Source organism: Aeromonas sanarellii (assembly GCF_000820085.1).
Lineage (GTDB): Bacteria > Pseudomonadota > Gammaproteobacteria > Enterobacterales > Aeromonadaceae > Aeromonas > Aeromonas sanarellii.
Genome location: NZ_CDBN01000039.1, coordinates 64,781 through 89,798, shown reverse-complemented (window position 1 = coordinate 89,798; position 25,018 = coordinate 64,781). Strand labels below are relative to the sequence as shown.

The 25,018-nt window shown below is 55.2% G+C and carries 22 protein-coding genes and 1 tRNA gene; 5 read left to right on the top strand and 18 right to left on the bottom strand.

The features are described from left to right. Positions 1-86 precede the first annotated feature (86 nt). Positions 87-1,517: an HNH endonuclease gene (locus tag BN1132_RS19950; protein WP_157005377.1), complete on the top strand. Its 1,431-nt coding sequence runs from the start codon at positions 87-89 to the stop codon at positions 1,515-1,517. Between the two features lie 46 nt (positions 1,518-1,563). Here the strand turns inward: BN1132_RS19950 and BN1132_RS19535 are convergent, their stop codons facing one another. The 16 genes from BN1132_RS19535 to BN1132_RS08360 all read right to left on the bottom strand — a co-directional run bounded on the left by BN1132_RS19535 (position 1,564) and on the right by BN1132_RS08360 (position 14,494). Next, positions 1,564-3,990, bottom strand: a complete 2,427-nt coding sequence (locus BN1132_RS19535) for a DNA methyltransferase (RefSeq protein ID WP_157005374.1) — start codon at positions 3,988-3,990, stop codon at positions 1,564-1,566. Positions 3,991-5,046: 1,056 nt separating this feature from the next. Continuing rightward, entirely contained in the window at positions 5,047-5,349 is a 303-nt protein-coding gene (locus BN1132_RS08415) for a hypothetical protein (protein WP_042076763.1), read from the bottom strand. Between the two features lie 71 nt (positions 5,350-5,420). Continuing rightward, the gene (gene radC, locus BN1132_RS08410) at positions 5,421-5,921 is read right to left on the bottom strand and encodes a RadC family protein (protein ID WP_042076761.1); all 501 of its coding nucleotides are present in this window, start codon (positions 5,919-5,921) and stop codon (positions 5,421-5,423) included. Between the two features lie 111 nt (positions 5,922-6,032). Further along, positions 6,033-6,290 (bottom strand): hypothetical protein, encoded by a 258-nt coding sequence (locus tag BN1132_RS08405; protein WP_042076759.1) that lies wholly within the window; start codon positions 6,288-6,290, stop codon positions 6,033-6,035. Then, positions 6,283-6,693, bottom strand: coding sequence for a hypothetical protein (locus BN1132_RS08400; RefSeq protein ID WP_042076758.1), 411 nt, complete (start codon positions 6,691-6,693; stop codon positions 6,283-6,285). The genes BN1132_RS08405 and BN1132_RS08400 overlap by 8 nt, the downstream gene beginning before the upstream one ends. A 9-nt stretch (positions 6,694-6,702) precedes the next feature. Then, positions 6,703-7,128: a DUF2787 domain-containing protein gene (locus BN1132_RS08395; RefSeq protein ID WP_042076757.1), complete on the bottom strand. Its 426-nt coding sequence runs from the start codon at positions 7,126-7,128 to the stop codon at positions 6,703-6,705. A 61-nt stretch (positions 7,129-7,189) separates the two neighbouring features. After that, complete coding sequence (locus BN1132_RS19525) at positions 7,190-7,768, bottom strand: lecithin retinol acyltransferase family protein (RefSeq protein ID WP_084202719.1); 579 nt, start codon at positions 7,766-7,768, stop codon at positions 7,190-7,192. An 87-nt stretch (positions 7,769-7,855) separates the two neighbouring features. Further along, positions 7,856-8,299: an IrmA family protein gene (locus BN1132_RS08390; RefSeq protein WP_052447011.1), complete on the bottom strand. Its 444-nt coding sequence runs from the start codon at positions 8,297-8,299 to the stop codon at positions 7,856-7,858. A 37-nt stretch (positions 8,300-8,336) separates the two neighbouring features. Further along, positions 8,337-8,777 carry a hypothetical protein gene (locus BN1132_RS19520; RefSeq protein WP_209428959.1) on the bottom strand — a complete coding sequence of 147 codons (441 nt, stop codon included), beginning with the start codon at positions 8,775-8,777 and terminating at the stop codon, positions 8,337-8,339. 85 nt (positions 8,778-8,862) lie between these two features. Further along, positions 8,863-9,492 carry a hypothetical protein gene (locus BN1132_RS19945; RefSeq protein WP_157005371.1) on the bottom strand — a complete coding sequence of 210 codons (630 nt, stop codon included), beginning with the start codon at positions 9,490-9,492 and terminating at the stop codon, positions 8,863-8,865. Between the two features lie 34 nt (positions 9,493-9,526). Then, positions 9,527-10,075 (bottom strand): recombinase family protein, encoded by a 549-nt coding sequence (locus tag BN1132_RS08385; RefSeq protein ID WP_042076755.1) that lies wholly within the window; start codon positions 10,073-10,075, stop codon positions 9,527-9,529. A 262-nt stretch (positions 10,076-10,337) separates the two neighbouring features. Continuing rightward, a complete protein-coding gene (locus BN1132_RS08380) occupies positions 10,338-11,306 on the bottom strand; it encodes a recombination directionality factor (RefSeq protein WP_042076753.1) in 969 nt (322 codons plus the stop codon). Further along, positions 11,303-12,292 (bottom strand): YqaJ viral recombinase family nuclease, encoded by a 990-nt coding sequence (locus BN1132_RS08375; protein WP_042076751.1) that lies wholly within the window; start codon positions 12,290-12,292, stop codon positions 11,303-11,305. Before BN1132_RS08375 ends, BN1132_RS08380 begins: the two co-directional genes overlap by 4 nt. A gap of 94 nt (positions 12,293-12,386) precedes the next feature. Continuing rightward, positions 12,387-13,337: a DUF932 domain-containing protein gene (locus BN1132_RS08370; RefSeq protein WP_042076749.1), complete on the bottom strand. Its 951-nt coding sequence runs from the start codon at positions 13,335-13,337 to the stop codon at positions 12,387-12,389. A 254-nt stretch (positions 13,338-13,591) separates the two neighbouring features. After that, positions 13,592-13,667: transfer RNA gene (locus tag BN1132_RS08365), tRNA-Thr, on the bottom strand. A gap of 86 nt (positions 13,668-13,753) precedes the next feature. Continuing rightward, positions 13,754-14,494, bottom strand: a complete 741-nt coding sequence (locus BN1132_RS08360; protein ID WP_042076747.1) for a phosphatase — start codon at positions 14,492-14,494, stop codon at positions 13,754-13,756. Positions 14,495-14,955: 461 nt separating this feature from the next. Here BN1132_RS08360 and BN1132_RS08355 point away from each other — a divergent pair, with 461 nt between their 5' ends. The 4 genes from BN1132_RS08355 (at position 14,956) to BN1132_RS08340 (ending at position 22,265) form a co-directional block, all read left to right on the top strand. Beyond that, entirely contained in the window at positions 14,956-15,609 is a 654-nt protein-coding gene (locus BN1132_RS08355; RefSeq protein ID WP_042076745.1) for a TetR family transcriptional repressor PsrA, read from the top strand. 47 nt (positions 15,610-15,656) lie between these two features. Beyond that, complete coding sequence (locus tag BN1132_RS08350; protein WP_042076744.1) at positions 15,657-17,981, top strand: acyl-CoA dehydrogenase; 2,325 nt, start codon at positions 15,657-15,659, stop codon at positions 17,979-17,981. Positions 17,982-18,144: 163 nt separating this feature from the next. Continuing rightward, complete coding sequence (locus tag BN1132_RS08345; RefSeq protein ID WP_042076742.1) at positions 18,145-21,207, top strand: efflux RND transporter permease subunit; 3,063 nt, start codon at positions 18,145-18,147, stop codon at positions 21,205-21,207. 14 nt (positions 21,208-21,221) lie between these two features. Then, positions 21,222-22,265 carry an efflux RND transporter periplasmic adaptor subunit gene (locus tag BN1132_RS08340; protein WP_042076740.1) on the top strand — a complete coding sequence of 348 codons (1,044 nt, stop codon included), beginning with the start codon at positions 21,222-21,224 and terminating at the stop codon, positions 22,263-22,265. A 65-nt stretch (positions 22,266-22,330) separates the two neighbouring features. On the opposite strand, the gene pyk is transcribed toward BN1132_RS08340, so the two are convergent. Together pyk and BN1132_RS08330 are read right to left on the bottom strand one after the other, a co-directional pair. Then, the gene (gene pyk, locus BN1132_RS08335; RefSeq protein ID WP_042076738.1) at positions 22,331-23,770 is read right to left on the bottom strand and encodes a pyruvate kinase; all 1,440 of its coding nucleotides are present in this window, start codon (positions 23,768-23,770) and stop codon (positions 22,331-22,333) included. A gap of 160 nt (positions 23,771-23,930) precedes the next feature. Continuing rightward, positions 23,931-24,785, bottom strand: coding sequence for a MurR/RpiR family transcriptional regulator (locus BN1132_RS08330; protein WP_029314760.1), 855 nt, complete (start codon positions 24,783-24,785; stop codon positions 23,931-23,933). Positions 24,786-25,018: the final 233 nt, after the last annotated feature.

Here is a 25,018-nt window from a genome sequence, read left to right as displayed (position 1 = left end):
CTGATTTGGGCAACAACGCCATTTTCTGTTGAAATGTATCTTTTTTCCTATATAAAACTACTTCTAATGTTTAGTGAGGTGGTCAAGTGGCAAAATTACCAGGAAAAACTGTATATTCAGGTGTACGTAGAACAACAACTAGAAGGTCTGGATTTAAGAGTCATCCCGACAGCACAGGTGGAGAGTATAAAGCTGAGCTAGTAGTTCCACTCTTGCTCGAGGCTGGTAGGCGTTTAACAGTGTTCTTTGACTTTCCTGTAAGTGATGGACAATCTTATATTGGTTTTGGTGGTTTTTTCCAGTGTGAGGAGTTTGTTGAAGTATCATTTTGCAATCCAAACTCAGAGAAAAATGAGTATTCAAAATGCTCATCAGATAACACATCTAAGTTTGGTTCAATGTGGCAGCTAAATGGGGCGTCACAAACAGCTTCGATATCTTTTTACTCTGAAATTAATACGCCAGTTGCCTTCTATGGCCTAGAATGTGGTTTGATTTGGCATGAAGCGTTTGATACGGCAATTGAAAACGATCAGCTCGGTTACCTCAATAACATGCACTCAATTATGCCTGAAGCTGGGTTTTATACAGAGGAGGGAAACATAAGGATTCAATATGAAGGATTATTAAAGAACTATAAAAAAGCAGCGCTATTCCATTTGAAATCTTGTAACCGTTGTGCCAGATTTTTACCCATCAACATCAATAATGAACGAGAGCATTTGTGTTTTTCTAACCATTGCGTTGCGAAAGCTCCATGCCAACACAAAGGATTTGGGAGCCTTACGAATATTGAAACGCAAAGTACAGTGTACTTGCATTACGGATATCAGCTTGAGTGTAGATTCTGCAAAAAATACTTCGTAAACATGCCCTTGAACTGGCAGAGAACGGCTGCACAGATGAAAGAGGATAGTCAACGACGTCGTAACTTCGAACTGTTGATTGCCGAGGTCTATCAACAATCACCACAGTTAAGCTATCGAACCACAACTGGACGAGAGCTGCTTGATGATGTTTGGAATCGTTTCAATGGGCATTGCTTCAACTGCAATAATCGAATCCCGAACAAACGTAAAATGCACTTAGATCACACTCGCCCGTTAGCTCTGCTCTGGCCTCTTGATGGTACTGCTACGGCGTTGTGTGCGACCTGTAATACGAGTAAGCGAGATAGACCACCATCTCAGTTTTATAATCCAGATCAGATTGAACAACTGTCATATTTTACGGGACTTTCTGTTGATGAACTAATTACTCCAGAGCCAAATCATGAAGTAATTGAAGAATTGCTCACACGACTAGATTGGCTGTATGAGGAGTTTCTAACAAAACCAACATTATTGATGGAAAGAGACGGGAAAATAACAGCAGAATTAGTTGTGAAAGCGCTAGATAAAGTTCTTATGCGCTCTAGAACGGTTCGGTATGACTTCTCATTCGTTGATGAGTATAATCGTAGACGTGATAGCCATATTACCTTGGATCTTAACGAAGATACTGATTCAATTATTTAGGATGCAATAAGGGTAGGAGTGCTCCTACCCTTGTTCCATGTGATGGTTACTTCCGAAGTACCAAGTACTGATGACCTTTCACTCCACCTTTATCAGCAATGCCGTGTTTTTCACAGTGTTCAACGGATTCGGTAAAAATATCGATAACTTCAAAATATTTTTCAGCGTAAGGTCTTAGAGAGTCTGCCATATCACATTTCTCTGAATGACCTAAGTGGAAAACTGCATAACCACCAGTCTTTAACCGTTCATGGCATTGTTGAAAAATAAAGTCATAAGCATCAAAAGATTTCTTCTGGATCACTTCAACAAAACTTTTTGGTTGAGTGTCGAAGTCCTCTCTAGTCCATCCGCAAAACCAATATCTCATCCAGTTCGTCATATAGAACTTAGTACTATCGAAGAATGGAGGTGATGTGATGATTGCATCTAACTCTTTAATTTCTTCTGGCCATTTGGCAAGAATATCGGCTTGAAAACAATGCCCATCAATGAACTGCTCTGGAACTTCAGTTTCCAGCGATTTATTAACTTTAGTCCATAGTTTTTCAATCAAATTCTTGTAAATGAAATCACCAGATGGAGCATACGGCGTGATTGGATGACTTGTCCGACTCAAAGCGTATGGTCTATTACCATGAAGTATGTGCATCATACATGACATAACAAGAGACCATTCTGCTGATTGTGCGTCGTGGTTTTTTATGAAGAAATCTCTGGCACATAGTATTTCCTTAAATGTATCTTTTTGAAAATACTCGGGTATGGTTTTGTTGAAATTAACTTCGTTTGCATCTTTTATCGACTCGTAGCTAGGTTCAGAGTTAGCAATAGATAGCTCTAGTGCTGCGATTATTTCAGTAACCTTATCTTTGTTTGGCCGCTTCATTTTGGCATTACTTAAGCTAGTTGCCAGCAACCCAATATCCATCCCAAATGATAGACGACCATTCAGTGCGGCTTCAAATGGGATTGTGCCAGAACCACTAAATGGGTCTAATACTTTATCGCCAACGTTTGAGAATGCTTCTACAAGTTTAAATGCTAAGGCAGGCTTCATCTTGCCTTGATACGAACAGATTGAGTGAAGATTATTGCCCCAGTTACGCTTTGAGTAAGGGTGTTGTAAATGAGGTAATGCCTCTTTGAACATATTCCATTTATGAGGAATATCACAACGTTGAATGTTAGCCCCTGCGATAGAGACTTTATTTACATCTACTTTCTCAAGTACAATTAGGGATTGCGTCAAAGGAGCTCCAGACTTTGATTTACGTTCTCTAAGCTTGACAATATCAATTGTAACAAAACTAGAGTCTTTTGCTATCTCACTCAAGATGTTGTGAGTAGGTACATGAACTCCACCATACAACGAATCTCCGATGTCAATTGCTGCTATGCCACCAACTTTCATGTGTTTAGATAGTCCTTTGAATACGAGTCCCATTTCTTCAAAATAACCGGCTGCCATTTTGGATATCCGAGCATCATATGCATTAGCTTCAAGCTCAGAAACGACTGCCTGAGCTGCAGGGTGGACTAAATTTCCTTTATTCTTCGTAACATCATTAATGCCTGACGTTACAACCTGATCACGAAAACCACGCAAGCAATTATCTGTAGTAATAAAGCCCATGTACCACAGCTCTAATTTCGTATTTCGAAAATAGTTTGTTCCATTTAAATATGGAGGGCTAGTTATCACACCATCAACACCAAGTGGTTTTAGTTCATGAAGTTGTTTTGCATTATGAGCAACTAACTTCGCTTCAGACAATGATGTTGGGCATCTTAAGCAATCATCAGCCATTAACATCAGCTGTTTTTGAACTGAGCAGACAAATTCAGGGAGTCCATTTGCGAGCTCTTTTGGCGTCTTGAATCTAACATCACCAGCACGCTTTAATCGAGAACAAACTATGAGCTTTGAAATCACTGCTACTTCAAGTGCAAGACCCAGAATTGGGTTCTTTGTTAATAATTCATCATTTAGTGTTCTCATCTTTAATATTTTAGAGAACATATTGTCATCACAATAAATGCTATCTTTAAATGCTGCCCTGTAGTGTTCTCTTAGAATTTTATTCTCAGCATGCTCGAGATACAAAACAGGTAAGTTTTCAGATAACTGCATTATCTCATTATACAGGCTTAGCTTTTTTGTTTTAGGTAATGCAGCAATGTTTAATTTAGCATTGATTACTTTCCTCATTGCTGGATTTATTTCGCTGTAAAATGTTTTAATTCCTAGAAGTGAAAGGGTTAAAGGAGTCGTTCCTACACCAGCAAATGGTTCCAAAATACTAGATGCTTTTGGCATGTAAGTGCTCTGAACTGAACGGACAAACTCGGATGAATAGCCTTCAAGATATGCATACCAGTCGTGAAGGTATTCTCCTTTGCCGCCAGTGTGCGTCACATGTTTTGGGGCTACCAATAACTCTTTATTAAAATTTAGCTGTGAACTATTCATCTGTAACTCCAAGTACTGTTCATTTATACAAGTATAATTCAAGGTTGCTGTACATGTATACAGTCTCGTTTGGGGATAATTTAAGGTTGTGTAATGTTTCTGTTGTGGTTTAAAGCTAAAAACTGCGGGCACAGAATGGCCTTGTTGATAGAATCTAAAGTCGGATAGCCATTCACCAGCCTGCTACTAGCTGTCGAACAGGCAGACCAAGTGCTATGAGCTTGTTTATCGCCCTCACTCCGGCCAAAATTTCTCCCATTTTGGCGTTGTCGTTCCGCTGGCTTAGCGTCAGCCTGATGAGTTGCTTGAACGAGTACATGGCGGTTTTAGCTATTGAGCGCTGGTGATAGCCGCAGTCCTGCTTTCATTGCTTCAGTTCAGCGTTTTTGAATGTTGCCTCCACTAGTTGCAAGGAGGACTATCCTCCCACAGTGCCGGCTCTTTCTCGGTGGTGTGATGGTTTTCGCCCCTATCTTTTACAGAAGATCACATGACAGTTTTTGGTGTCATAGACACCACCGTCTCCAGTATGGGTTGCGGCATCCACAGTCAAGTGGCGATTGTGCCACGCACGCTGCTTCTCCTTGCTTTGCTCGAGCATTTTCCATTCACCTGAGCCATAAACCTTAAGACTGGTGGCATTAATGCTTCTGTGAGCCACGGAGCTTTGACTGGGAAAGCGGTATTGAATATGTCGACGGGGTTGGCGCGCATTTCTAATGCAGCTTTAAGCTGGTAACATCGGCAACGGCATTACCCCGCCCTCAGTAACAATGGAACACAGAGTAATAGCCTGTTCGTCCATCCATATGCAGTGGTCAACGAAGCACGTTGCATCTAGGCTTGGTTTGTTGATCTTGTGCTTACTTATCTGATGAACTCGATGCTTGCTCGACAGGATCAGCTCACCGAGATTGCAAATAATTCCCCCACTCCAAGCAACAAGGCCGGGCATAATACCGCAGTCCCTACGGCCGCCGTCATTTAAACCTCACAGGAATAGAAAGATACCAAGATGTGTTAAGGTGAGATAGCAAGTGACTTTGGTTTCGATTGCTACTCCCAGTGTTCAGGGATAGTTAGCTCAAAAGTACTGGATGCATATCGAAGCATCATAATGATTTCACTGTGTTTTTTTTCATCATAAGGCTGTCCATTTCTCTTGTTCTCCACGATCGTTCTGAGAGTATCCAAGTCAAACATGCCTAGCTTATAGAAATTCCCCCAGCTTGGTGTGCCAAAAAGGTTATAAATCACCTCAGTACTGTCTCGTTCACTAGCCAGTCGTTTGGGTTCATTGATTTTAGCTAGTGCTGCTTCGCCGTCTTCTTTTGTCTCGTAGGTGTTGAGAAGTTTCATGTTCGGGTCTCCAGGCCAAAATCAGGCTACGCAGTCTAACAAAGATAGTGGCTGAACCACAGCGGGAGTGCTCAACCCAAGTGCTCTCTCTCGGCCAACGATACAATCCCCTCTGTGGCAACCACCAGATGATCCAGGAACCGGATATCGACCAGCTCTAGCGCACTATGCATACGCTGGGTGATCTCGATGTCTGCTCGACTTGGTTCCGGGTGACCTGACGGGTGGTTATGCACCAGCATCAGAGCTGCGGCATTGTGGTGCAACGCTCGCTTGACCACTTCACGGGAATAGACGGTTGCAGCGGACAGGGTGCCAAGGAACAGCTCCTCGTAGGCCAGGATCCGGTGCTGGTTATCGAGGAACACTGCTGCGAACACTTCGCGATCCCGTGTTTGCAGCAGTCCTTGCAGGGCCTGATGGGCCACGTGTTTATCGGTGATGGCGACCCCCTTGGCGAGTTTCTGGCGAGCAATCTGGTTGGCGATGGTCAACAGCTCATCTTCATTAACCAGATCGGTGACGAGGTAAGTGCCGGGTTGCTCCCCGGCGATCAGTTTGTGATGCAACATGATTAGGCCCCATACGCCATCGTCCCACAGCGTTGGATGCGGCAGGGTAGGCGAAGTTGTTGGTTAATAGGTTACTGAATGGGGTGTGACCGCAGGCTTGGTTGGCTGTGTTCAGGTCGCCAAGGTGTGCGGGGTGTAGTCGTGTAGCGGAATGTGGTAACTGGTGGCGAGCATGGTGCCTAACTGGGTTAGCCAGCGGTGATCCGGATGATCGCACAGCCATTGCGCCAGTGCATCGCCCCGTTCGTTTTCATAGCGCAGGTAGAGGGTATAACCGTCCACCGGCAGGCCTTGGTCATGCACCACTTCAATCTGACCATCGTGTTCAAGATAAGCCTCCAGCTCGATGGCGATCACGGCGTTAATCATCTTCGGTCTCCTGGTCAGGGATGGGGTCACTCTCCACCGCATAGCCGCGATGGATGCAGATGCGCTGCAGGTCAGCCAGAAAGTTGGCCAGTACACGGGGTTGCTCGGTGAGCGGCACCGGCCCTGCTTGGCAATGCCAGAAACAACTTCGCTTGGGGTCAATGCAGATTTCATCTCTCGGCTGGCTCATGGTGTGCCAGTCCTCGGCATTGATCAGGGAGTGCAGTTGCCACTGCACTCCAGACCAGCGCACTTGTAAGGTGACTGTTCGGGCTGGTGGGCTATCAGGTGTCAGGTGAAGCAGCCAACGCTGACCACTACGAGTGGGGGTTAGCTTGGCGTTGGCGGCAACTTGTCCCAACCACTGACGTGAGTAGTGGGAGAGCGCTAATTCTTGGCTCATCGTGTCCTCCTAATCTCCTGCGACCGTGACGCTGAAACACTCCAACCGGCAATAGGCAATGAAGTTGCTCTGCCAGATATCGAACAACTCCCGCGCTTCGGCCAGCCGCAGCGATCCCCAGCCCAACATGGTGTGTTCCCCATCGAGGAAGTTGAAATCGAGCTCCTTGCAGAGCTCAGCATCTTGGCCCTGCCCCTGGTAGCTGAAGTCGGTGACGTAATCGAACAGCCAGCCATCAAGCCCACGGATCAGGCGGATCTCGACCGGGTGCACGCCGCCTTGCTCAGCACTGTAGCCGGGGTTGCGAAAGTTGAAGGTCAGTTGGGTTAAGCGTTCGATATTGAGCTCGGTTTTAGCGATTTCTTGGTTGAGCAGAACCAGCAATGCTTGGTCAACGGGCAGGGCAAAGCCGTCCCGGAAAAAGGGAATGATCATGGTGTTTCCTCATTGAGTTCCAGCAGGAGAGCACCCCTGCGTTTTGCTTTGAAGTGATGGGTCAGTCGTTTAACCAATCCCACAGTTTGCTGACGCCATAGGCTGCGACGGCGCCCACGGCAAGAGGAGCTAACAACGGGGCTGTGGCAATACCGGTCACCGATACTACCGTTGCAGCAGCGCCACTACCTCCAGCTGCTGTGGCTAGGGTGCTGGCAGCAAGTCCTGCCGTTGCACTGGTGGCCGCCTTGCTTAACGTGTGACGAGCGACTTCGGCAGCCACCACCGTTGCTACAGCGGTCTGCAGCAGCTTGGGGGGATGCTGAATCCCTTCAATACACCAAGTGACAAACAGCTCACTGTTGGCAAACGGCTGGCCCTGCTCTCCTTCACTGAGTCGGTCGTAAGCCCGTGTCAGGCTTTCCTCTCGACTGAACAGGCGTTGAGCATGGGGCCTGACCTCAATGGTGTTGTGCTGACTGAATTGAGCCAAGGATGTCAGCGCCAGTTGGCCGGAGTCCTCACCGGAAGGGGATGGTAGACAGTGAATGACCTGTTCATGGCCAACAAAGATGCCATGATGGTGTCCTTCAGACCGTGGTGTTACCAAGTGATCGCCGATAATGAAATGTCGTGACATGGGGTGATGATCCTCATCAAGGGTTGGAAATGAAAAAGGGCGTCACCATTACGGTGACGCCCTTTGGCTTTGTTTTTCCTGAGCGGATTAATTGCCGCCCACGGTGATTTTCAGGGGTTGATGGAACTCGGGAGTGAAGGTTGATACCGGCAGTCGGGCTACTTGGTTGTGTGCCAGTACCTCGGTCGCCTGAATAATTGCGATGGATTTGGCTTGCTCAACCTGTCCGCAATCAACTTCCGTAAAACCGCCGCCATAACGAGTAGCTGAACTCCCGCCGAAGGGTTCAACTTCCAGCGTTGATTCGGCCAGCGCTTTGCCCTTCTTGTCATTAAATTGCAGCGTGATATACAAATGACCAAACTCATCTGCGCCACCACTATCTAAAGAAAACTGGTACGAACAGATGCCTTGGTTAGCATAAACGGTGTCAGTGTGCTGGATAGCGAGGTAACGCTGTTCCTGAGCATTGCAGACCACGGCGGTGAATATCAGTGTTGAGGCCAATAAGTAGCGATTCATGTCTTTCATGACAAAACTCCACATTGTTATTTTTCCCATTGTATAACTACTCGCGCCCATACCTGAATATTTCCTTGCCATTATAAAAACCAACCAAGTCATCATCACCTTTATATTTTTTGTTTGGTTGGAATTTAACTATGGTGCCAGGTCGACACATGTCCTTCATTGAAATACTGAATTTTTCATCTGGTGTAATTGTAAAGCCAAAGGATTTTTTCTGTAGATAGTTTGGAGATGTTATCCAGCCCCACATGCCAGCTTCACAACCATCAAGAGGTTGACTGCGAACAATTATCATGGAGAGATTACTGATTTCTGTTGCGATACATTTACCTTGTTGCCTATAACCCTCGTTACACCAAAATGGCGTTCCTGTTTTTTCTATTACTTTCGCAGGCAGTACACCAGTGAATGGCGCTGATGCCCACAGTAATGGACTTCCTGACATAAGCATCATAAATAAAGGTAGTATTGATTTCTTCATGGCTCTTACACCTGGATATTTTAAAGTGGTTCGGCTTAGCTATAGCCTATGCAAGTGAATCAAAGAAAGTGCATGATGCGGAAAATTAGCAATTCCCGTTTTGTCGACAAAGCTCTTTCAATGTTTGCTCGCCAACCCATTGCTTTAGTTTTTTATCTTCTGCAGCTTGCTTAGCTTTAATTACGTTAAGTTGACTGTTGTTGACGCAATTCTCTGGCAAGGTTTTTAGCACAACAGCTTCAATAGGTGGGGGCAATACATCTGGGACTGGCCATGGATTGGTACGTTCAATCTCAAGTATTCTTCCAGAATCGACGATGGAAACATAGCAGCCTTTACCCTCATCAACACCCTGATAAGTAACCACGATATCTGAATAGTCGCCACTGCGCGCTTTGAATGAAAGATAGGTCAGCGTCTTTTCTTTTTTGTCAGCCAAGAAGTATGGGCTCCCCGAAACTTTTCGTAAAAACGCATATTTAGTCCATGGGTATTGATTTCTTATTTCACCTTCCCATCGAAGTGCGTGACTCATTTTTTCATCATCAAAATTGTCAGCGGAACGCCAGCCATCAGCTTTCATATCCCCCCAGTCAGTGTATGTTGCTGTGATTTCGGCTGATTTAACTGAACTAGCTAAGTATGCTGCATTAACTGAAGTTGCCGTGAGCAGTAGGCTACTTGATAAAATAATAAACTTTAGTGTTTTATTCATTCCTTCCCTCTATTAATGCTGGTTAATTTATCGCCTAGTTGCCTTGGTTTTTGAGGATGCGCTGCACACTGGAAACACTTATCCCTGTGCGTCTAGCAATTTCAGCTCTAGATATTCCTTTGGAAATCAGTGCAAGAACCTCATTGCCTTTTGCCATGGCAGTCGGTTTGCGTCCCTTATAAACACCTCGGCGCTTGGCTAATTCAATACCTTCAGCCTGCCGCTCCAGCATCAACTCTCGCTCGAAGGTAGCGATAGCACCGATCATGGTGAGCATTAACTTGCCGGTAGGCGTTGAAGTGTCGATTCCCAGATTTAAAATGCGCAATGCAACCTGTTTTTGCTGTAGAAGTTCAGATATTTCTAATAGGTGACGAGTATTACGAGCCAGACGATCCAGCTTGGTAACCATCACCACATCCCCCTCCTTCACATAATTCAACAGGAGAGCAAGTTGCGGCCTATCATCACTGGCACCGCTAACCTTCTCCTGGAAAAGTTTATTGCATTCGGCCAGCGCTCGAAGCTGAACTTCCAGGCTCTGACCTCCCGTACTAACACGTGCGTAACCTACCAGTGCCATGGTCTCCTCCCGGTCAATAGGGCAAGGTACACTGACCCCCATGGTCAAAAGTCTCGAAGAGACCTTCTTGACCTGAAAATGGAGGGAAATAGATGAAATGAGTGCCGATTTCGTGAGTGTCACTAGGGCTTGATCTATTGACCCCAAACCAGCGATGGGGAGAAATAACGGAACGCTTTGTGATAAACGTCCCGTCGTGATGGGTAGCAGAATATTGCGCTACTGATTGATTTGATTGGATGTAACAAGATGCCAACGTAAGTTATTGGTTTTGTGGCTCAGGCGTAAGCGGTGAAGGGGGCGCGTTATTACCCAGTTTACCGGTCAGGGGCGAGGAACGAGGGTGGAGGCGTTTTGGTGCTGTTGTGGTTGCCAAAGGCTGTGAGGTGGAAGATGACGCTATCATTTCTGGCTCGGGATAGAACTCCTCCAGTAACATCGGTACTTCTTCATCGATATCTTCAAATTGGCCGTTACGCAGCAGCTCGCGAGCGGCTTGCTCCATCTGGTTGATGGACAAGCCTGCCTCTTGGTCACGCAGGGCGGCCTCCCGTGCCAACCTGACTGCCTCGGTCAGGTTGGTTTCCTCCCGCAAGGTTAAATCCACGTAGTAGACCGGTGTGCGGTAGGACTGGGTAGTGCTCTTGGCCCGCAACCGCAGGGTGAGTGGCAGATAGCGGGTATTGCCCCCGCTCACTGCCTCCAGGTACTTCAGTCGCGCCGCCAGGGTGCGTACCGAGTTGTAGCCGGTGGTGCGGAAGATAAAGCTGCCCAGCTCATCCCCTTGTCCTTCCACAAACAGGTTCAGTCGCCCGTACAGCTTGCAACCCTGTTGCCCGGCAAAGGCGCAGCGCTCTGGTCCAGGGCAACTGACCTCTTCCATGCCTTGCGCCCCCATGCGTCTTGCCACTTCCCCATTACCGACACAGAGCGGCCTGCCGGTTTGTCGGTCAAAGGCGCTGTATTCCGCCCGCAGATTCAAGTCGCTATCGTTGAACAGCACCCGCACCGGAATGGCGCGGATCTTGGTTTGCTCCTGCCCTTGGCCATGCTTTTGCGATGAGTAGTGTTGATGCAGAGGATGGAGCAACCACCCCCCCTTTTGTTGTACCTGGGTGGTGAGGGTGAAGCTGTCGTCCTTCTCCGGCACCCATTTATCGTTTTTCTGCACCAGCTTGCCGATGCAGATCCGCCCGATCACGGGCGGAGTGATCGCTAGTCCTTTGATCATGGAGTTTGCCTCAAGGGTTGAATGGTGAAACGACGCACGCCGGGCACCGGTTTGACGTACTGGGTAAGCAGGTCGGGATGATCCTGACCAAGCTTATCCAGATCCGGTGCCAGCCGGTCTTTACTGCGCTTCCAGGTGATCTTGCCATCGGCAAACAGCCCGGCTGTCGCTTCGCCTAAGGTGGCTTGCAGCCGCTGCTTGAGCTGCGACTCCTGCAGCTCGACGGCTTCCTTTTGCTCGCGCAAGCGCAGCAGTTCGCCAAACAGCTGGTTGAACTCGGGGGAGTCGGAGAGATCCACCGTCTGGCCATCGTCGCGGGGGAAGAGCCAGCTCAGGGCATTGGCGGCATCGCTGGAGCCGTCAGGCTCAGGCTGCTGGTCTTGTTGCACCCTCTGCCAGAACAGCGCTTCCCGCTCGGTGAGATCCTGGATCTTCTCCTCATCCCGCTCGATGCGGTAAATCCGAAAATCCTGGCCGCCGATCAGTACTGCCACTTCGGCCCAGGCATGGCCGGTGACGGCGAGTTGATGCAGTACCTGACACTGGTAAGCCACCGGCACCCCTTCCTCCCACTGGGGGGCGCTGTGATAGCTGGCGGTCTTGATCTCTAGAATGCCCGGCCCATCGGGATGGCCGACTACCTCCCGGTCGAGGTTGGCGAGCATGAAGCGATGCTCGGGGTGTTGCAGCACCGCATTGACCCGGCGCACTTTATAGCCGGTGCGTTTGGCATAGACCTGCGCTAATACCGGTTCAAGTTCGATGCCCCACAGCACAGCTTCCTTGTGGGAGATATCTTCCGGCTCCCTGCGACCGGTCTTCTCCAGCCACAGGCTGAGCGGGCATTTGTAAGGAGAGAGCCCCACTGCCACGGCGGCATCGGAAGAACCAATGCCGAGTTTGCGGATAGCGAGCCACTGCTCGCGGGTTAACTGGGGAGTAGAGGCCAGCCGCAGGGCCTGGCCGTATTTGGCTTTTGCTTTCATGACGACTCCTTGTTGACGGCATAAATGGCTACGCCCGGATTGGCTTGCGCCAGTCCGGATGAGGTCGTTATGCGGTTTGAATGGGGAAGCGGAATTACTGCAGCAGGGTGAGTGCCTGATTCAAGGCTTGGGATTTGAGTTGTGCTCCCTGACCGAACCAGGCGGAATCGAGTCGGTGATCCTGGCTGCGAGCACGGCGGTGGTGATCCACGTATTCGGTGACCGCATTGACCAGCCCCCACGCGGTATTACGGGAACTGGCAAGCTCTGAGCCCATACCAGCGCCCTGATAGAGCTCATGCAGCCGTTGTACCGGCTTGGTGAGAATGATGCTCTCCTCATCCAGCGGTTGCGCCAGCAAGTCGCTGAAAAAGCGTAGCGCCTCTTCGGGGGTGACTTGCCGTTGTGCAAGCGCTTTGGTCTGCGCCTTGAACTCATCCCAATGAGAGAGTCCCAGTCCGAGAGATTCTTTGACGGCAGCGGCATCGAACTGAGTGGAGTGGGGCACCTTGATGGCACCGGTAGCACTCCGCAGTGCTATCTGCAGGGTGTTGTTGCAAACCACCCGTAGCGAAGTGAACTGCGCCGTGGTACAGAGCGTGCCGTCGCAGCTGGTCGCTAGCAGCAGATAGGACTTCACCCAATCACCGCCTGCTAGCTTGAGATCCTGACCGGTTTTGGCCAAGGCCCACAGTTTGCGGCCGCCTTTGAGTGAGCCTGCGGTCTCCAGCTCAAAGCCACCGGCTTCCACTAGGTCTTGATAGAAGTGCAGGACCTCGTGAGGCTGTACCACGTTGTAGCGGCTTGAGACCACCGACAGGGGGGCGAGGGTATCGGAGCGATAAAGCACCTTGCTGTCGCTGAAGGGGCGAATATGCAGTGCATCGGAGGCGACGTTAAACATCACGTCGCTCTGCTCGATGGTCCAATCCATCCCTGCAGTTTTAAGCCAGACATCCAAAGATTGTTGAGGGGGTAAAATATTGCCAAGGCCATGCCAAGGGGTTTGGCCAGTGTAGGCCATGGTGTCGATCAGGTGAGGCATGAGAAATCTCCAATGAAAAAGGGACTGCGCAGAGCAGTCCCTTGGGTAGGTTCATGGAGATAACATATATCTGCAAATGAATGTAATGAGACGCATTATGGATTTGGGGAGGAGTAAGTACATTTGGGACGTAGCGGGATCAGAAAGTGAAGGGCAGGAGGGTAATGAAGAACAAAAGCGGGGTATATGGAGGGGTATGGAGCTATAAAGCACAATGACTTAGCATCACTACAACCCTAAGTCATTGTTTTATATGGTGCCGGTAATAGGAGTCGAACCTACGACCTTCGCATTACGAATGCGCTGCTCTACCAACTGAGCTATACCGGCGTGCCGCTAGATTCCCGAAAAATAGGTGGTAAGTCAATGAGCTGAACTCAGTTTTATGAGTGAGCTCATGGAGTTACGGGAAACCGTCAGAGGTCGGCGAACTCCGGGATATGGGCACGACCGCGGCTCTCGAGAAAATCGAGCAGGGCACGGGGGGAGCGTGCCAGGATCCGCTCCTCGGGGAAGTCGGCCTCGGTCACCAGACGGTGGCAGTGATCGAAATCGCCGAGGCTGAAGGCTACGTGGGAGTCGGAGCCGAAGGTGAGGTAGGCGCCAAGGTCGCGCGCCGCCTCGACGATGGCGCGGCAATTGCTCTCACTGCCCGGGCGGGAATGATTGAAGGAGGAGTTGTTGATCTCCAGCGCTACCCGGTATTCGGCGGCGGCCCTGACCACCGCCTGGATGTCGATGGGGAAGGCGGGATTGCCGGGGTGGCTTATCATGTCGACCCGACCGCTTTTGATGGCGTTGATCATGGCCTGGGTGTGGGTCGCCCGATCACAGGGGGGAAACACCGGTTCATGAAAGCCCGCCATGATCATGTCGAGTCGCGATTCGTAGCGCTCGGGGAAGTCGATTTCGCCGTCGATGTTCTTGATGTTGGCCTCGATGCCGCGCAGGATGCCGACGCCGTCCACGACTCTGGGCAGCACATGCAGGTTGACGAAGTGCCAGTAGTGCGGGGCATCGGCCATGTCGGGGCCGTGATCCGTGGTGGCGAACAGCTTGATCCCCTTGGCTCTGGCGATGGGCAGGTAGTCGTGGATGGTGCTGTAGGCGTGGGTGCTGGCGACGGTGTGCGTGTGGGTATCGACCGTGTACTTCATCTTCTCTCCCCTCTGGCATGAGGCGCCAGCATAGCAAAAATGGTGGGGAGGGGCCACGAAACGGCTTGCCATACTTTGTCACAAATTAGGCTGTAGCTGACAAAGTCTGATGACGTTTGCCTGCGAGGATGACCCTATCGATGCAAGCCTGAACACCCATCGATGGGTCGACACTGGATGGTCTGACCCGTTTCCCCACCGTCGCCCCTGCGACGGTTTTTTTTGCCCGGATGATATTGGCGCCACGAGGACAAAAAAATGCCCAACTAGCATGGCGCAGGTTGGGCGAGACTTAATGTTTAATTGCAGTGGCATAGATATAGAGTCCCCTCTCGCCGCGAAGTTCCCGTCCTCTTCCCTCTTTTTTGATTAAAAACATTTCGCCAACACTCGTTCACATTCTCTTGACATGGCTGGGCATGAAACGTACTTTTTAAACATTCGTTTAAGTGAGGTGTCCAGTGAGTAAAATCGATACCAAGAACCGTATTCTCGATGCCGCCGAGGTGCTGTTTGCCGAGCGGGGATTCGCCGATACCTCGTTGCGTCTGATCACCAGCGAAGCCGATGTGAACCTGGCCTCGGTCAACTATCACTTCGGCTCCAAGAAGGAGCTTATCCAGGCGGTGCTCGACCGTTATCTGAGCCTCTTCATGCCGGAGCTGGATGCGCGCCTGCAGACCCTGATGGCGCAGGAGCAGCTGACCCTGCTGCAGGTGTTCGAGAGTTTCGTCGACCCCCTGATGAAGCTGGTGGCGGTGCGCCCAAATGGTCCGGCACTCTTCATGCAGTTGCTGGGCCGTGGCTATATCGACAGCCAGGGCCACCTGCGCCGCTTCATCACCACCCACTATGGTGCGACCCTGCACGGGATCACCCAGGCCATCTCCAAGGCCAACCCGGACTTGTCGCCGGCGGATCTCTTCTGGCGCCTGCACTTCACCCTGGGCACCGTCGTGTTCACCATGGCCTCCGCCGATGCCCTGCGTGACATCGCCCAGGCCGATTTTGGCCAGCAGCTCGATGTGGAAGGGTTGGTGCGCAACGTCATTCCTTATCTGGCGTCCGGTGTCGGGGCGCCCGTGGAGTCGACCAGGCTCTCCCTGGCCGTGTAACACCTAACAATAATCAACGGAAACAGTGAAATAGAAGGAACTTCGGTATGATCACATTGCTTGTCCTGCTGGTGCTGGCGATAGTCGTGGTGCTCGGTGTCCCCGCCATCCGTAAAAAGGTGGTGACCCGCCCCGTATTCGGCATCTTCAAGAAGATACTGCCGCCCCTGTCGGCCACCGAGCGGGAGGCCATGGAGGCCGGCTCCGTCTGGTGGGATGGCGAGTTGTTTCGCGGCAACCCGGACTGGAAGAAACTGCATGGCTACGGCAAGGCCGAGCTGAGCGCAGAAGAGCAGGCCTTCATCGACAACCAGGTCGAAACCCTGCTCGCCATGGTGGACGACTTCAAGATCGTCAACGAAACCAAGGACCTGCCGGAGCCGGTGTGGGACTACCTGAAGAAGGAAGGCTTCTTCTCCCTGATCATCCCGAAATCTTACGGCGGCCGCGAATTCTCCGCCATCGCCAACTCCACCATAGTCACCCGCATCGCGACCAAGAGCCTGAGCGTGGCGGTCACCGTCATGGTGCCGAATTCTCTGGGACCGGGCGAGCTGCTGATGCACTACGGCACCCAGGCCCAGAAGGATTTCTGGCTGCCGGGGCTGGCCAACGGCAAGGAAGTGCCCTGTTTCGCCCTGACCGGCCCGGAAGCGGGCTCCGATGCGGGCGCGATTCCTGACAAGGGGATCGTCTGCAAGGGCATGCACAAGGGTGAAGAGGTGCTGGGTATTCGTCTGAACTGGAACAAGCGTTACATCACCCTGGCGCCGCGTGCCACCGTGCTGGGCTTGGCGTTCAAGATGTACGACCCGGACAAGCTGCTGGGGGACAAGGAGGAGATCGGCATCACCTGCGCGCTCATCCCCACCAGTCACCCTGGCGTGCGCGTCGGCGATCGCCACTACCCCATGGGACTGGCGTTCCTGAACGGCCCGACCTTCGGCAAGGATGTGTTCATTCCGCTCGACTGGATCATCGGCGGGCCTGAATACGCCGGCCGCGGCTGGCGCATGCTGGTCGAATGCCTCTCCGCCGGTCGCGGCATCTCGCTGCCGGCCCTGGGCACCGCCTGCGGTCACATGGCGAGCCGCACAGTCGGCGCCTACTCCTACGTGCGCAAGCAGTTCGGCATGTCCATCGGCAAGTTTGAAGGGGTGCAGGAGGCGCTGGCCCGCATCGGTGGCCTCACCTATCAGCTGGAAGGGGCTCGTCGCATGACCGCAGGCTCCCTGGATCTCGGTCAGGCGCCTGCCATCGTCACCGCCATCTCCAAGTACCACATGACCGAGATGGCCCGTCAGGTGATGGACGACTCCATGGACATTCACGCCGGTCGCGCCATCCAGCTTGGGCCCAAAAACTATACCGGCTATGCCTACATGGGTATTCCGGTGGCCATCACGGTAGAAGGGGCCAACATCCTGACCCGCAATCTGATGATCTTCGGGCAAGGTGCCACCCGCTGCCACCCTTACGTGTTCGCCGAGCTGGAAGCGGCCGCCGACACCGACGTGGAGCGCGGTCTCGAGAAGTTCGATGCCCTGCTGATGAAGCACATTGCGTTCGGCACCGGCAACTTCTTCGGCGCCCTGTTCCAGGGGCTGACCCTGGGCCAGTTCAACGGCGCCCCCGTGGGAGGGGAAACCGCTCGCTACTACAAGCAGCTGTCCCGCATGAGCAAAGGGTTGGCCCTGTGCGCCGACGTCTCCATGCTGATGCTGGGTGGCGATCTCAAGCGCAAGGAGATGATCTCCGCCCGTCTGGGTGACGTGCTGAGCCACCTCTATCTGGCCTCCGCCACCCTCAAGCACTACGAGGATCAGGGCCGCATGGTCTCCGATCTGCCGTTCGTGCAGTACGCGGTGGAGCGCAACCTTTATCTCATCGGCAAGGCGTTCGAGGGCTTCTTCCAGAACTTCCCGAACAAGGTGGTGGGCGCCGTGCTCAAACGGGTGGTGTTCCCGTTCGGAGTGGGCTACAAGATGCCGGCGGACGATCGCTGCCACGCCATCTGTCTGGCCATGATGACGCCAGGGGAGTTCCGCGATCGTCTGACCGCGCTCTGCTACGTGGGCAAGGACGAGGCGGATCCGGTCGGTCTGATGGAGCGCGCCTTCCAGGCTATGGTGGCGGTGCAGCCCATCGAGAAGAAGCTGGTGCAGGCCCAGAAAGAGGGCAAGCTGCCCCGCAAGCTGGCGCTGCCTGAGCTGGTGGCTGCGGCCCTGTCCCAGTCCATCCTCGGCAAGGAGGAGGCCGACAAGCTGCTGGCCGCCGACGCCCTGCGTTACGAGGCGATCCAGGTGGACAACTTCGCCCCGGGTGAGCTGGAAGGACTGTCTCAACCGGCCCCGGCGGTGCACGCCGCCTGAGTCTGATGCGTCACTGCAAAACCGGCCCATGTGGCCGGTTTTTTTGTTGTCTAACCAGGCATTTACAAGGTCGATTAATTCCAGTTTAATGCAATGGCCCCCACCCTTGGGGCAGGAAGCAAGGCCAGCGGAATGGCCGATAACAACAACTCAGGAAGAGTGAATGAACCTCGCCAAAACGGCGATCGAACGCCCCATCTGGGTGGCGGTCTCGGTCGTGCTTATTTTCCTGCTGGGCCTGCTCAGCATCCGGGGGCTGCCTGTCCAGCTGTTCCCCGACATAGACCGTCCCCACCTCAACATCTCGGTGAGCTGGCGTTCCGCCTCGCCCCAGGAGATGGAGTCGGAAGTCACCGATCCCATCGAGCAGGAGATGCAGGGGGTGCAGGGGCTGAAAAGCATCGGCAGCAACAGCTACCCCGGCTTCACCGAGATCAACATGGCGTTTGCCCTCGGCACCGACATGCAGCGGGCCCAGCTCGACGTCATCTCGCGGCTGAACCGGGTCTCCGGGCTGCCCGACAGGATCGACGGCCCCTACGTCAACAACTACAGCAGCAACGACACCCTCACCTTCTTCTTCATCCAGCAACTGCCCGGCGCCAAGGGGGTGATCGACGATCACCAGGCGCTGATCGAGGCGCGGGTCAAGCCGGAGCTGGAGCGGATCCCCGGGGTGTCGACGGTCGACATCGAGGGGATCAACGAGCGCCAGATCCAGGTGCGCTTCGACCCTTACCGCGCCGCCGAACTCGGGGTGGAGATCCCCGTGCTCGCCAGCCGGGCCAGCACCGACTGGGACGTCTCCGCCGGCACCCTCGACATCGGCCGCTGGGAGTACAAGCTGCGCTTCGCCGGCCGCTACGACGTGGAGACCCTGGGGGACAAGGTGGTGGACTGGCGCGACGGCCTGCCCATCTACCTGAGGGACGTGGCCGAGGTGCGGCTGGCCCGGGAGGAGAACCCGGTGCTGCGCATCCAGAACGGCAACACCGCCATAGCTGCCCAGATCTTCAAGGAGAGCGGCGCCAACGCCCTGGCGGCGCTGGAGGGGATCAAGGCCAAGGTCGGGGAGCTGAACCGGGAGGTGCTGGAGCCGGTCGGCCTGCACATGGAGCAGTCGTTCGACGCCTCCCTCTACATCAACCGGGCGGTGGGCATGGTGACCGCCAACCTGGGGCTGGGGGTGCTGCTCTCCTGCGCCATCCTCTGGGTCTTCCTGCGCCAGCTCAAGGCGACCCTGATGATAGCGATCGCCATCCCCATCAGCATCATGCTCACCTTCTGCCTGCTCAAGGTGATGGGGCGCACCCTCAACGTCATCTCCCTGGCCGGCATCGCCTTTGCGGTCGGCATGGTGCTGGATGCCGCCATCGTCGTGCTGGAGAGCATCTACCGCCGCACCGAGCCGGGGGACATCAGCAAGGCGGAGGCGGCGTTGGAGGGGACCAGCCGGGTGTGGACGGCGCTGGTGGCCTCGACCCTGACCACGGTCGCCATCTTCCTGCCGGTGCTCTTGCTCAACGACGTGGAGGGGCAGCTGTTTGCGGATCTGGCGCTGACCATCGCCTGCGCGGTCACCGTCTCCATGGTGGTGGCCGTGACCGTCTTGCCGGCGGTGGCGGCGCGCTGGATGGGGCGCGAGCGCCTGACCGACCCCTACGACAACCTGTGGCAGGGCACCACCCGCCACGTGATCCGCTGGACGGCGACGCCTCGCCGGCGCTGGGCCATCATCACCCTGATGATGAGCCTGCCCGTGCTGGCGAGTTGGCTGCTGCTGCCCAAGATGAACTACCTGCCGGACGTGAAGCGCGATGCCATCGACGTCTGGATGAGCTTCACCCCCGGGGTCAATCCCAAGGCCCAGCGCGAAGAGGTGATAGACACCCTCATCGCCAGGCTGGATCCCTATATGAAGGGGGAGAAGGAGCCCGCCCTCAAGAACTACTACATCCTGCGCTACCCGGGTGGCGCCCAGATCGGGGTGCGGCCAAAGGACGAGACCCGGATCAAGGGGCTCGAGCGCCTGCTGATGGACCAGCTGCTCGTCAACATCCCGGACACCCGGGCCTTCGGCGGCCAAGGCTCCCTGTTTGGCGGGTTTGACAGCGAGAACGGCATCTCGTTGCTCATTCAGGGGGGCACCCTGCCCGAGCTCTATCAGGCGGCTCGCGAGAGCATGGCCATAGTGCAGCAGGACCTGCCGGGGGCCCAGGTCAGGCCCGAGCCCGGGCTCGATTTCACTGCCCCCGAGCTGAGGCTGGTGCCGCAAGACAGGCGTCTGGCCGAGGTGGGCTGGGATCGCACCCCCCTGCCCACCATCATCCAGACCTTCGGGGATGGCCTGCGGGTCGGCGAGTATTTCGATGGGGAGGAGCGGCTCGACATCATGCTGATGGGCCAGAGCTCGGCCAACCCGGACGAGCTCAAGGCGGTGCCGCTTGCGACCCCGTCAGGCCGCATCGTCCCCCTCGGCGAACTGCTGCGGGTGGAGCCAGCCCTCGGGCCGGAGAGCATCTTCCGGGCCGACGGCCGGCGCAGCATCCAGCTCATGATCACCCCGCCGGACGGCGTGAGCATGGAGCAGGTGCTGGAGACCCTACAGAGCAAGAGCTTCCCCGCCATCAGGCCCATACTGCCGACTGGCGGGGAACTGCAGGTCGCCGGCAATGCCGACAGCCTGCAGCAGGCGCTGGACAACCTCGGCAGCATCTTCCTGTTTGCGGTGCTGATCCTGCTCATCCTGCTGTGGGGGGTGTTCGCCTCCCTCAAGGACGCCATGCTGGTATTGCTCACTCTGCCCCTCGCCGCCGTCGGCGGTGTGCTGGCGCTGCGACTGAGCGGGTTGCTGGTGCCGCTGCCGATGGACTTGCTCACCATCATCGGCTTCGTCATCCTGCTGGGGCTGGTGGTCAACAACGCGATCCTGCTTGTGCACCAGACCCGCACGGCGGAGCGGGAGGGGTTGAGTCGCCAGCTGGCGGTGGCCGATGCCCTGCAAAGCCGGATGCGCCCCATCGCCATGACCAGCCTCACCAGCATCTTCGGCATGCTGCCGCTGATGTTGAGCCCAAGCGAGGGGAGCGAAATCTACCGGGGGCTGGCCACCGTCATCGTCGGCGGCATGAGTTGCAGCACCCTGTTTACCCTGATCCTGCTACCCGCCTTCCTGCGGCTGGGTGAGCGGGTCGACGTGCCGCAGGCCATTCGGCAGCGGGCCTGAGCAAGGAGCTCACGATGACACAAGGTTTCACAAGGATGGCAGTGGGTGCCCTGCTGCTGGCGGGCGCGTTGCCCGCGCAGGCGCAGAGCAAGATGGTGACCCTGGCGGAGGTGGCCCAGGGGGAGGCGGGGGCCAGCATCTGGGTCAGCGGCACGGTCGCGAGCCGTCAGCAGGCGGCGCTCAGCGCCGAGGTCAGCGGACGGGTGGAGTGGGTTGCCGAGTTCGGCAGCCGGGTGAAGGCGGGGGACGAGCTGCTGCGCCTGGACGGCGCGACCCTGCGCCTCTCGCTGGAGCAGGCCAGGGCGGAGCAAGCCAGGGAGGCGAGCAACCTGCGCTACGCCCGAGCCGAGTTCCAGCGTCTGGAGCGGCTGCACCAGCAGAAGAGCGCCTCCCAAAGCCAGTACGACAAGGCGCGCTACGATGTGGAGCAGGCGGAACTGGCCGAGCAGCTGGCCCGGGTACAGGTGCGCCAGATCGAGGAGCAGCTGCGCAGAAGCCGCATCTTCGCGCCGTTCGATGGTGTGGTGAACGAGCACTTCGTCCAGCCGGGGGAGCACGTGGATGAAGGGGAGCAGGCGCTGGAGCTGGTCAATCCCGACGAGCCGGACATCCGGCTGCGGGCGCCCATCGCCTGGGCCCAGCAACTGGCCGCCCAGACCCGGTTGCGGGTGGAGGGGGAGCAGCTCAGCAGCCACGCCGTCTACTACCAGCGGGCGGCGAGCGCCGATCCCAAATCCCGCCTCATCGAGCTGCGCCTCAGGCCCGAGCCTGGGCGTTTCATCATAGGCTCGCCGGTGCGGGTGGCGCTGCCGATGGGGGAGCGGCAGACCATGCTGCTGCCGCGGGATGCCCTGGTGCTCGGCACCGAGGGGAGCGTGGTCTACCAGGTGGAGCAGAGTGGCGCGGATCTCAAGGTGAACCGGGTGCCGGTCACAGTGCTGTTTGGCGACAACCGGCAGGTGGCGGTGAGCGGGGCCCTCAAGCAGGGGGACAGGGTGGTGGTGCGCGGCGCCGGCAGCCTGCAGGATGGGGACAAGGTGGAGCTGTTTCGCGGCTGATCCAGCCTGGTCACCATGAAAAACGGCTCCCGCGGGAGCCGTTTTTGTTGCCGGTGGCTGGGCGATTACTCGACCATCATCACCTTGCAGGTGTTGGTACTGCCGACGGTTTCCATCTTGTCGCCGTGGGTGAGCAACACCATGTCGCCGCTTTGCAGCAGCCCCTTGGCCTTGAGCACGTCCAGGGCGTCGCGGCACACCTCGTAGACCGGCTTGGTCTCGTCCCCGTCGAACAGCACAGGAGTGACGCCGCGGTAGAGGTTGGCCCAGGCCAGGGTCTTGTTGTGGGGGGACATGGCGAAGATCGGCAGGCCGGAGCTGATGCGGGACATCAGCAGCGGGGTGGTGCCCGATTCGGTCAGCGCCACGATCGCCTTGACCCCTTCCAGGTGGTTGGCCGCATACATGGTGGACATGGCCACCGCCTCTTCCACCGAGGTGAAGGTGTAGCTCATGCGGTGGTTGGAGACGTTCAGGCTCGGGTGCTTCTCGGCGCCCACGCAGACGCTGGCCATGGAGGTGACTGTCTCGATGGGGAACTGGCCGGCGGCAGTCTCGGCGGAGAGCATCACCGCATCGGTGCCGTCCAGCACGGCGTTGGCCACGTCCATCACTTCGGCGCGGGTCGGCAGCGGTGCGTTGATCATGGACTCCATCATCTGGGTCGCGGTGATGACCACGCGGTTCAGACGGCGGGAGTGGCGAATGAGCTTCTTCTGCACGCCGACCAGCTCGGGATCACCGATCTCGACGCCGAGATCGCCCCGGGCCACCATGACGGCGTCGGAGCCGAGGATGATGTCCTCCATCGCCTCGTCGCTGGCGACGGTCTCGGCGCGTTCGACCTTGGCCACTATCTTGGCGTTGGAGCCGGCTTCGCGGGCCAGCTCGCGGGCGTAGCGCAGGTCATCGCCGCTGCGGGGGAAGGAGACCGCCAGGTAGTCCACGCTCATGCGGGCGGCGGTCTTGATGTCTTCCTTGTCCTTGTCGGTCAGGGCCGGGGCGGAGAGGCCGCCCCCCTTCTTGTTGATGCCCTTGTTGTTGGAGAGGGGGCCGGCCACGGTGACCGTGGTGTGGATGCGGGTGCCTTCCACCTGTTCCACTTTCAGCTGTACCCGACCGTCGTCCAGCAGCAGGATATCGCCTGGCACGACGTCGTTTGGCAGGCTCTTGTAGTCGATGCCGACCTGCTCCTGGCAGCCTTCTCCCTTGCCGAGGGCGGCGTCGAGGATGAACTTGTCACCGATGGCGAGGTAGATCTTGCCATCCTTGAAGGTGGAGACGCGGATCTTGGGACCTTGCAGGTCCCCCATGATGGCCACGTGGCGGCCGAGCTTGGCGGCGATTTCACGCACCTGGTTGGCGCGCTGGATATGGTCTTCAGGAGTGCCGTGAGAGAAGTTCATCCGCACCATGTCGGCACCGGCGCGGATGATCCCCTCGAGGATGCCGTCGCGATCGGTCGCCGGACCGAGTGTGGTTACAATCTTTGTACGTCTTGGCATGAAAGACTCCAATGTGAAGTTGATATGACTTGAAATACTGCCCCGTCAAGCATGTGGCATGGCGCCGGCTTGCAGGCCATCTGGGTGGCCTTCTGTGATTGAATTTCGATACTACACCAAGCCCGGTGGCTTAGACAGTCGGGGGCGAACCCCCGAATGATCAGGAGGAGTGCGGGGTATCAAAGCGGGATTCGCGCAAACCTTCTTTGACTTTTTTCAGGTTTTCGCGAAATTTCATGCCACGGCGCAGGGTGAAGCCGGTGGCCAGCACATCCACCAGGGCGAGCTGGGCGATGCGCGACGCCATGGGCATGTAGACGTCGGTGTCTTCCGGCACGTCCATGGAGAGTACCAGGTTGCACTCGCGGGCCAGGGGGGAGTCCTTGGCGGTCATGCCGATCACGGTGGCATCGTTTTCACGGGCCAGGGCGGCAATTTCCACCAGCGCCTTGGTGCGGCCGGTGTGGGAGATGAGCACCACCACGTCCCCTTCGCTGCTGTTGATGCAGCTCATGCGCATCATGACGATGTCGTCGAAGCTCACTACGGGGATGTTGAAGCGGAAGAACTTGTTCTGGGCATCCCGGGCGACGGCGGAGGAGGCGCCCAGGCCAAAGAAGCTGATCTTCTTGGACTGGGTCAGGATGTCGACGCAGCGGTTGATGGCGGAGATGTCCAGGCTGTTCTTGGCGGCATCGAGACAGGCCATGGTGGACTCGAAAATCTTGGCGGTGTAGGTGTCGGGCCCGTCTTCCGCTTCCACGTGGCGGTTCACATAGGGGGTGCCGTTGGCCAGGCTCTGGGCGAGGTGCAGCTTGAAGTCGGGAAAGCCCTTGGTATCGAGGCGACGGCAGAAGCGATTGACGGTGGGTTCGCTGACATCCGCCAGCTTGGCCAGGGTGGCGATGCTGGAGTGAATGGCGGTCTGGGGGGATGCCAGGATCACTTCAGCCACCTTACGCTCTGATTTACTGAAACTTTCCAAATTGTTCGTAATTTTATCGAGGGTATTCATCATTACCACCAAGCATTTTTGTAATTTAACTTCAGTGTCTGTGCACTAAATTCACAGCTCAAGCAGGTTTCCAATCTCCGCGATGACTATACAAGACAAGCGCTTATCGGAACTAATCTCGTCCATACAAAGTATGACTCATGTCTAATTATTTCGTGTTTTTAGTTACAAACTTCCATTCCGTCCTTGAAAACGCTTACAAATGTTGCAAAGCAACAACACTGTGAGCGGGC

Bases quoted from the DNA above. Each gene is read 5' to 3' on its own strand.
- BN1132_RS08330 (WP_029314760.1), bottom strand. From the start codon at position 24,785: ATGAATACCCTCGATAAAATTACGAACAATTTGGAAAGTTTCAGTAAA.
- BN1132_RS19535 (WP_157005374.1), bottom strand. From the start codon at position 3,990: ATGAATAGTTCACAGCTAAATTTTAATAAAGAGTTATTGGTAGCCCCA.
- BN1132_RS08380 (WP_042076753.1), bottom strand. From the start codon at position 11,306: ATGATCAAAGGACTAGCGATCACTCCGCCCGTGATCGGGCGGATCTGC.
- BN1132_RS08350 (WP_042076744.1), top strand. From the start codon at position 15,657: ATGATCACATTGCTTGTCCTGCTGGTGCTGGCGATAGTCGTGGTGCTC.
- BN1132_RS08415 (WP_042076763.1), bottom strand. From the start codon at position 5,349: ATGAAACTTCTCAACACCTACGAGACAAAAGAAGACGGCGAAGCAGCA.
- BN1132_RS08390 (WP_052447011.1), bottom strand. From the start codon at position 8,299: ATGAAAGACATGAATCGCTACTTATTGGCCTCAACACTGATATTCACC.
- BN1132_RS08345 (WP_042076742.1), top strand. From the start codon at position 18,145: ATGAACCTCGCCAAAACGGCGATCGAACGCCCCATCTGGGTGGCGGTC.
- BN1132_RS08385 (WP_042076755.1), bottom strand. From the start codon at position 10,075: ATGGCACTGGTAGGTTACGCACGTGTTAGTACGGGAGGTCAGAGCCTG.
- BN1132_RS08395 (WP_042076757.1), bottom strand. From the start codon at position 7,128: ATGATCATTCCCTTTTTCCGGGACGGCTTTGCCCTGCCCGTTGACCAA.
- BN1132_RS08340 (WP_042076740.1), top strand. From the start codon at position 21,222: ATGACACAAGGTTTCACAAGGATGGCAGTGGGTGCCCTGCTGCTGGCG.
- BN1132_RS08360 (WP_042076747.1), bottom strand. From the start codon at position 14,494: ATGAAGTACACGGTCGATACCCACACGCACACCGTCGCCAGCACCCAC.
- pyk (WP_042076738.1), bottom strand. From the start codon at position 23,770: ATGCCAAGACGTACAAAGATTGTAACCACACTCGGTCCGGCGACCGAT.
- BN1132_RS19525 (WP_084202719.1), bottom strand. From the start codon at position 7,768: ATGTCACGACATTTCATTATCGGCGATCACTTGGTAACACCACGGTCT.
- BN1132_RS19945 (WP_157005371.1), bottom strand. From the start codon at position 9,492: ATGAATAAAACACTAAAGTTTATTATTTTATCAAGTAGCCTACTGCTC.
- BN1132_RS08405 (WP_042076759.1), bottom strand. From the start codon at position 6,290: ATGATTAACGCCGTGATCGCCATCGAGCTGGAGGCTTATCTTGAACAC.
- BN1132_RS08400 (WP_042076758.1), bottom strand. From the start codon at position 6,693: ATGAGCCAAGAATTAGCGCTCTCCCACTACTCACGTCAGTGGTTGGGA.
- BN1132_RS08370 (WP_042076749.1), bottom strand. From the start codon at position 13,337: ATGCCTCACCTGATCGACACCATGGCCTACACTGGCCAAACCCCTTGG.
- BN1132_RS19520 (WP_209428959.1), bottom strand. From the start codon at position 8,777: ATGAAGAAATCAATACTACCTTTATTTATGATGCTTATGTCAGGAAGT.
- radC (WP_042076761.1), bottom strand. From the start codon at position 5,921: ATGTTGCATCACAAACTGATCGCCGGGGAGCAACCCGGCACTTACCTC.
- BN1132_RS08375 (WP_042076751.1), bottom strand. From the start codon at position 12,292: ATGAAAGCAAAAGCCAAATACGGCCAGGCCCTGCGGCTGGCCTCTACT.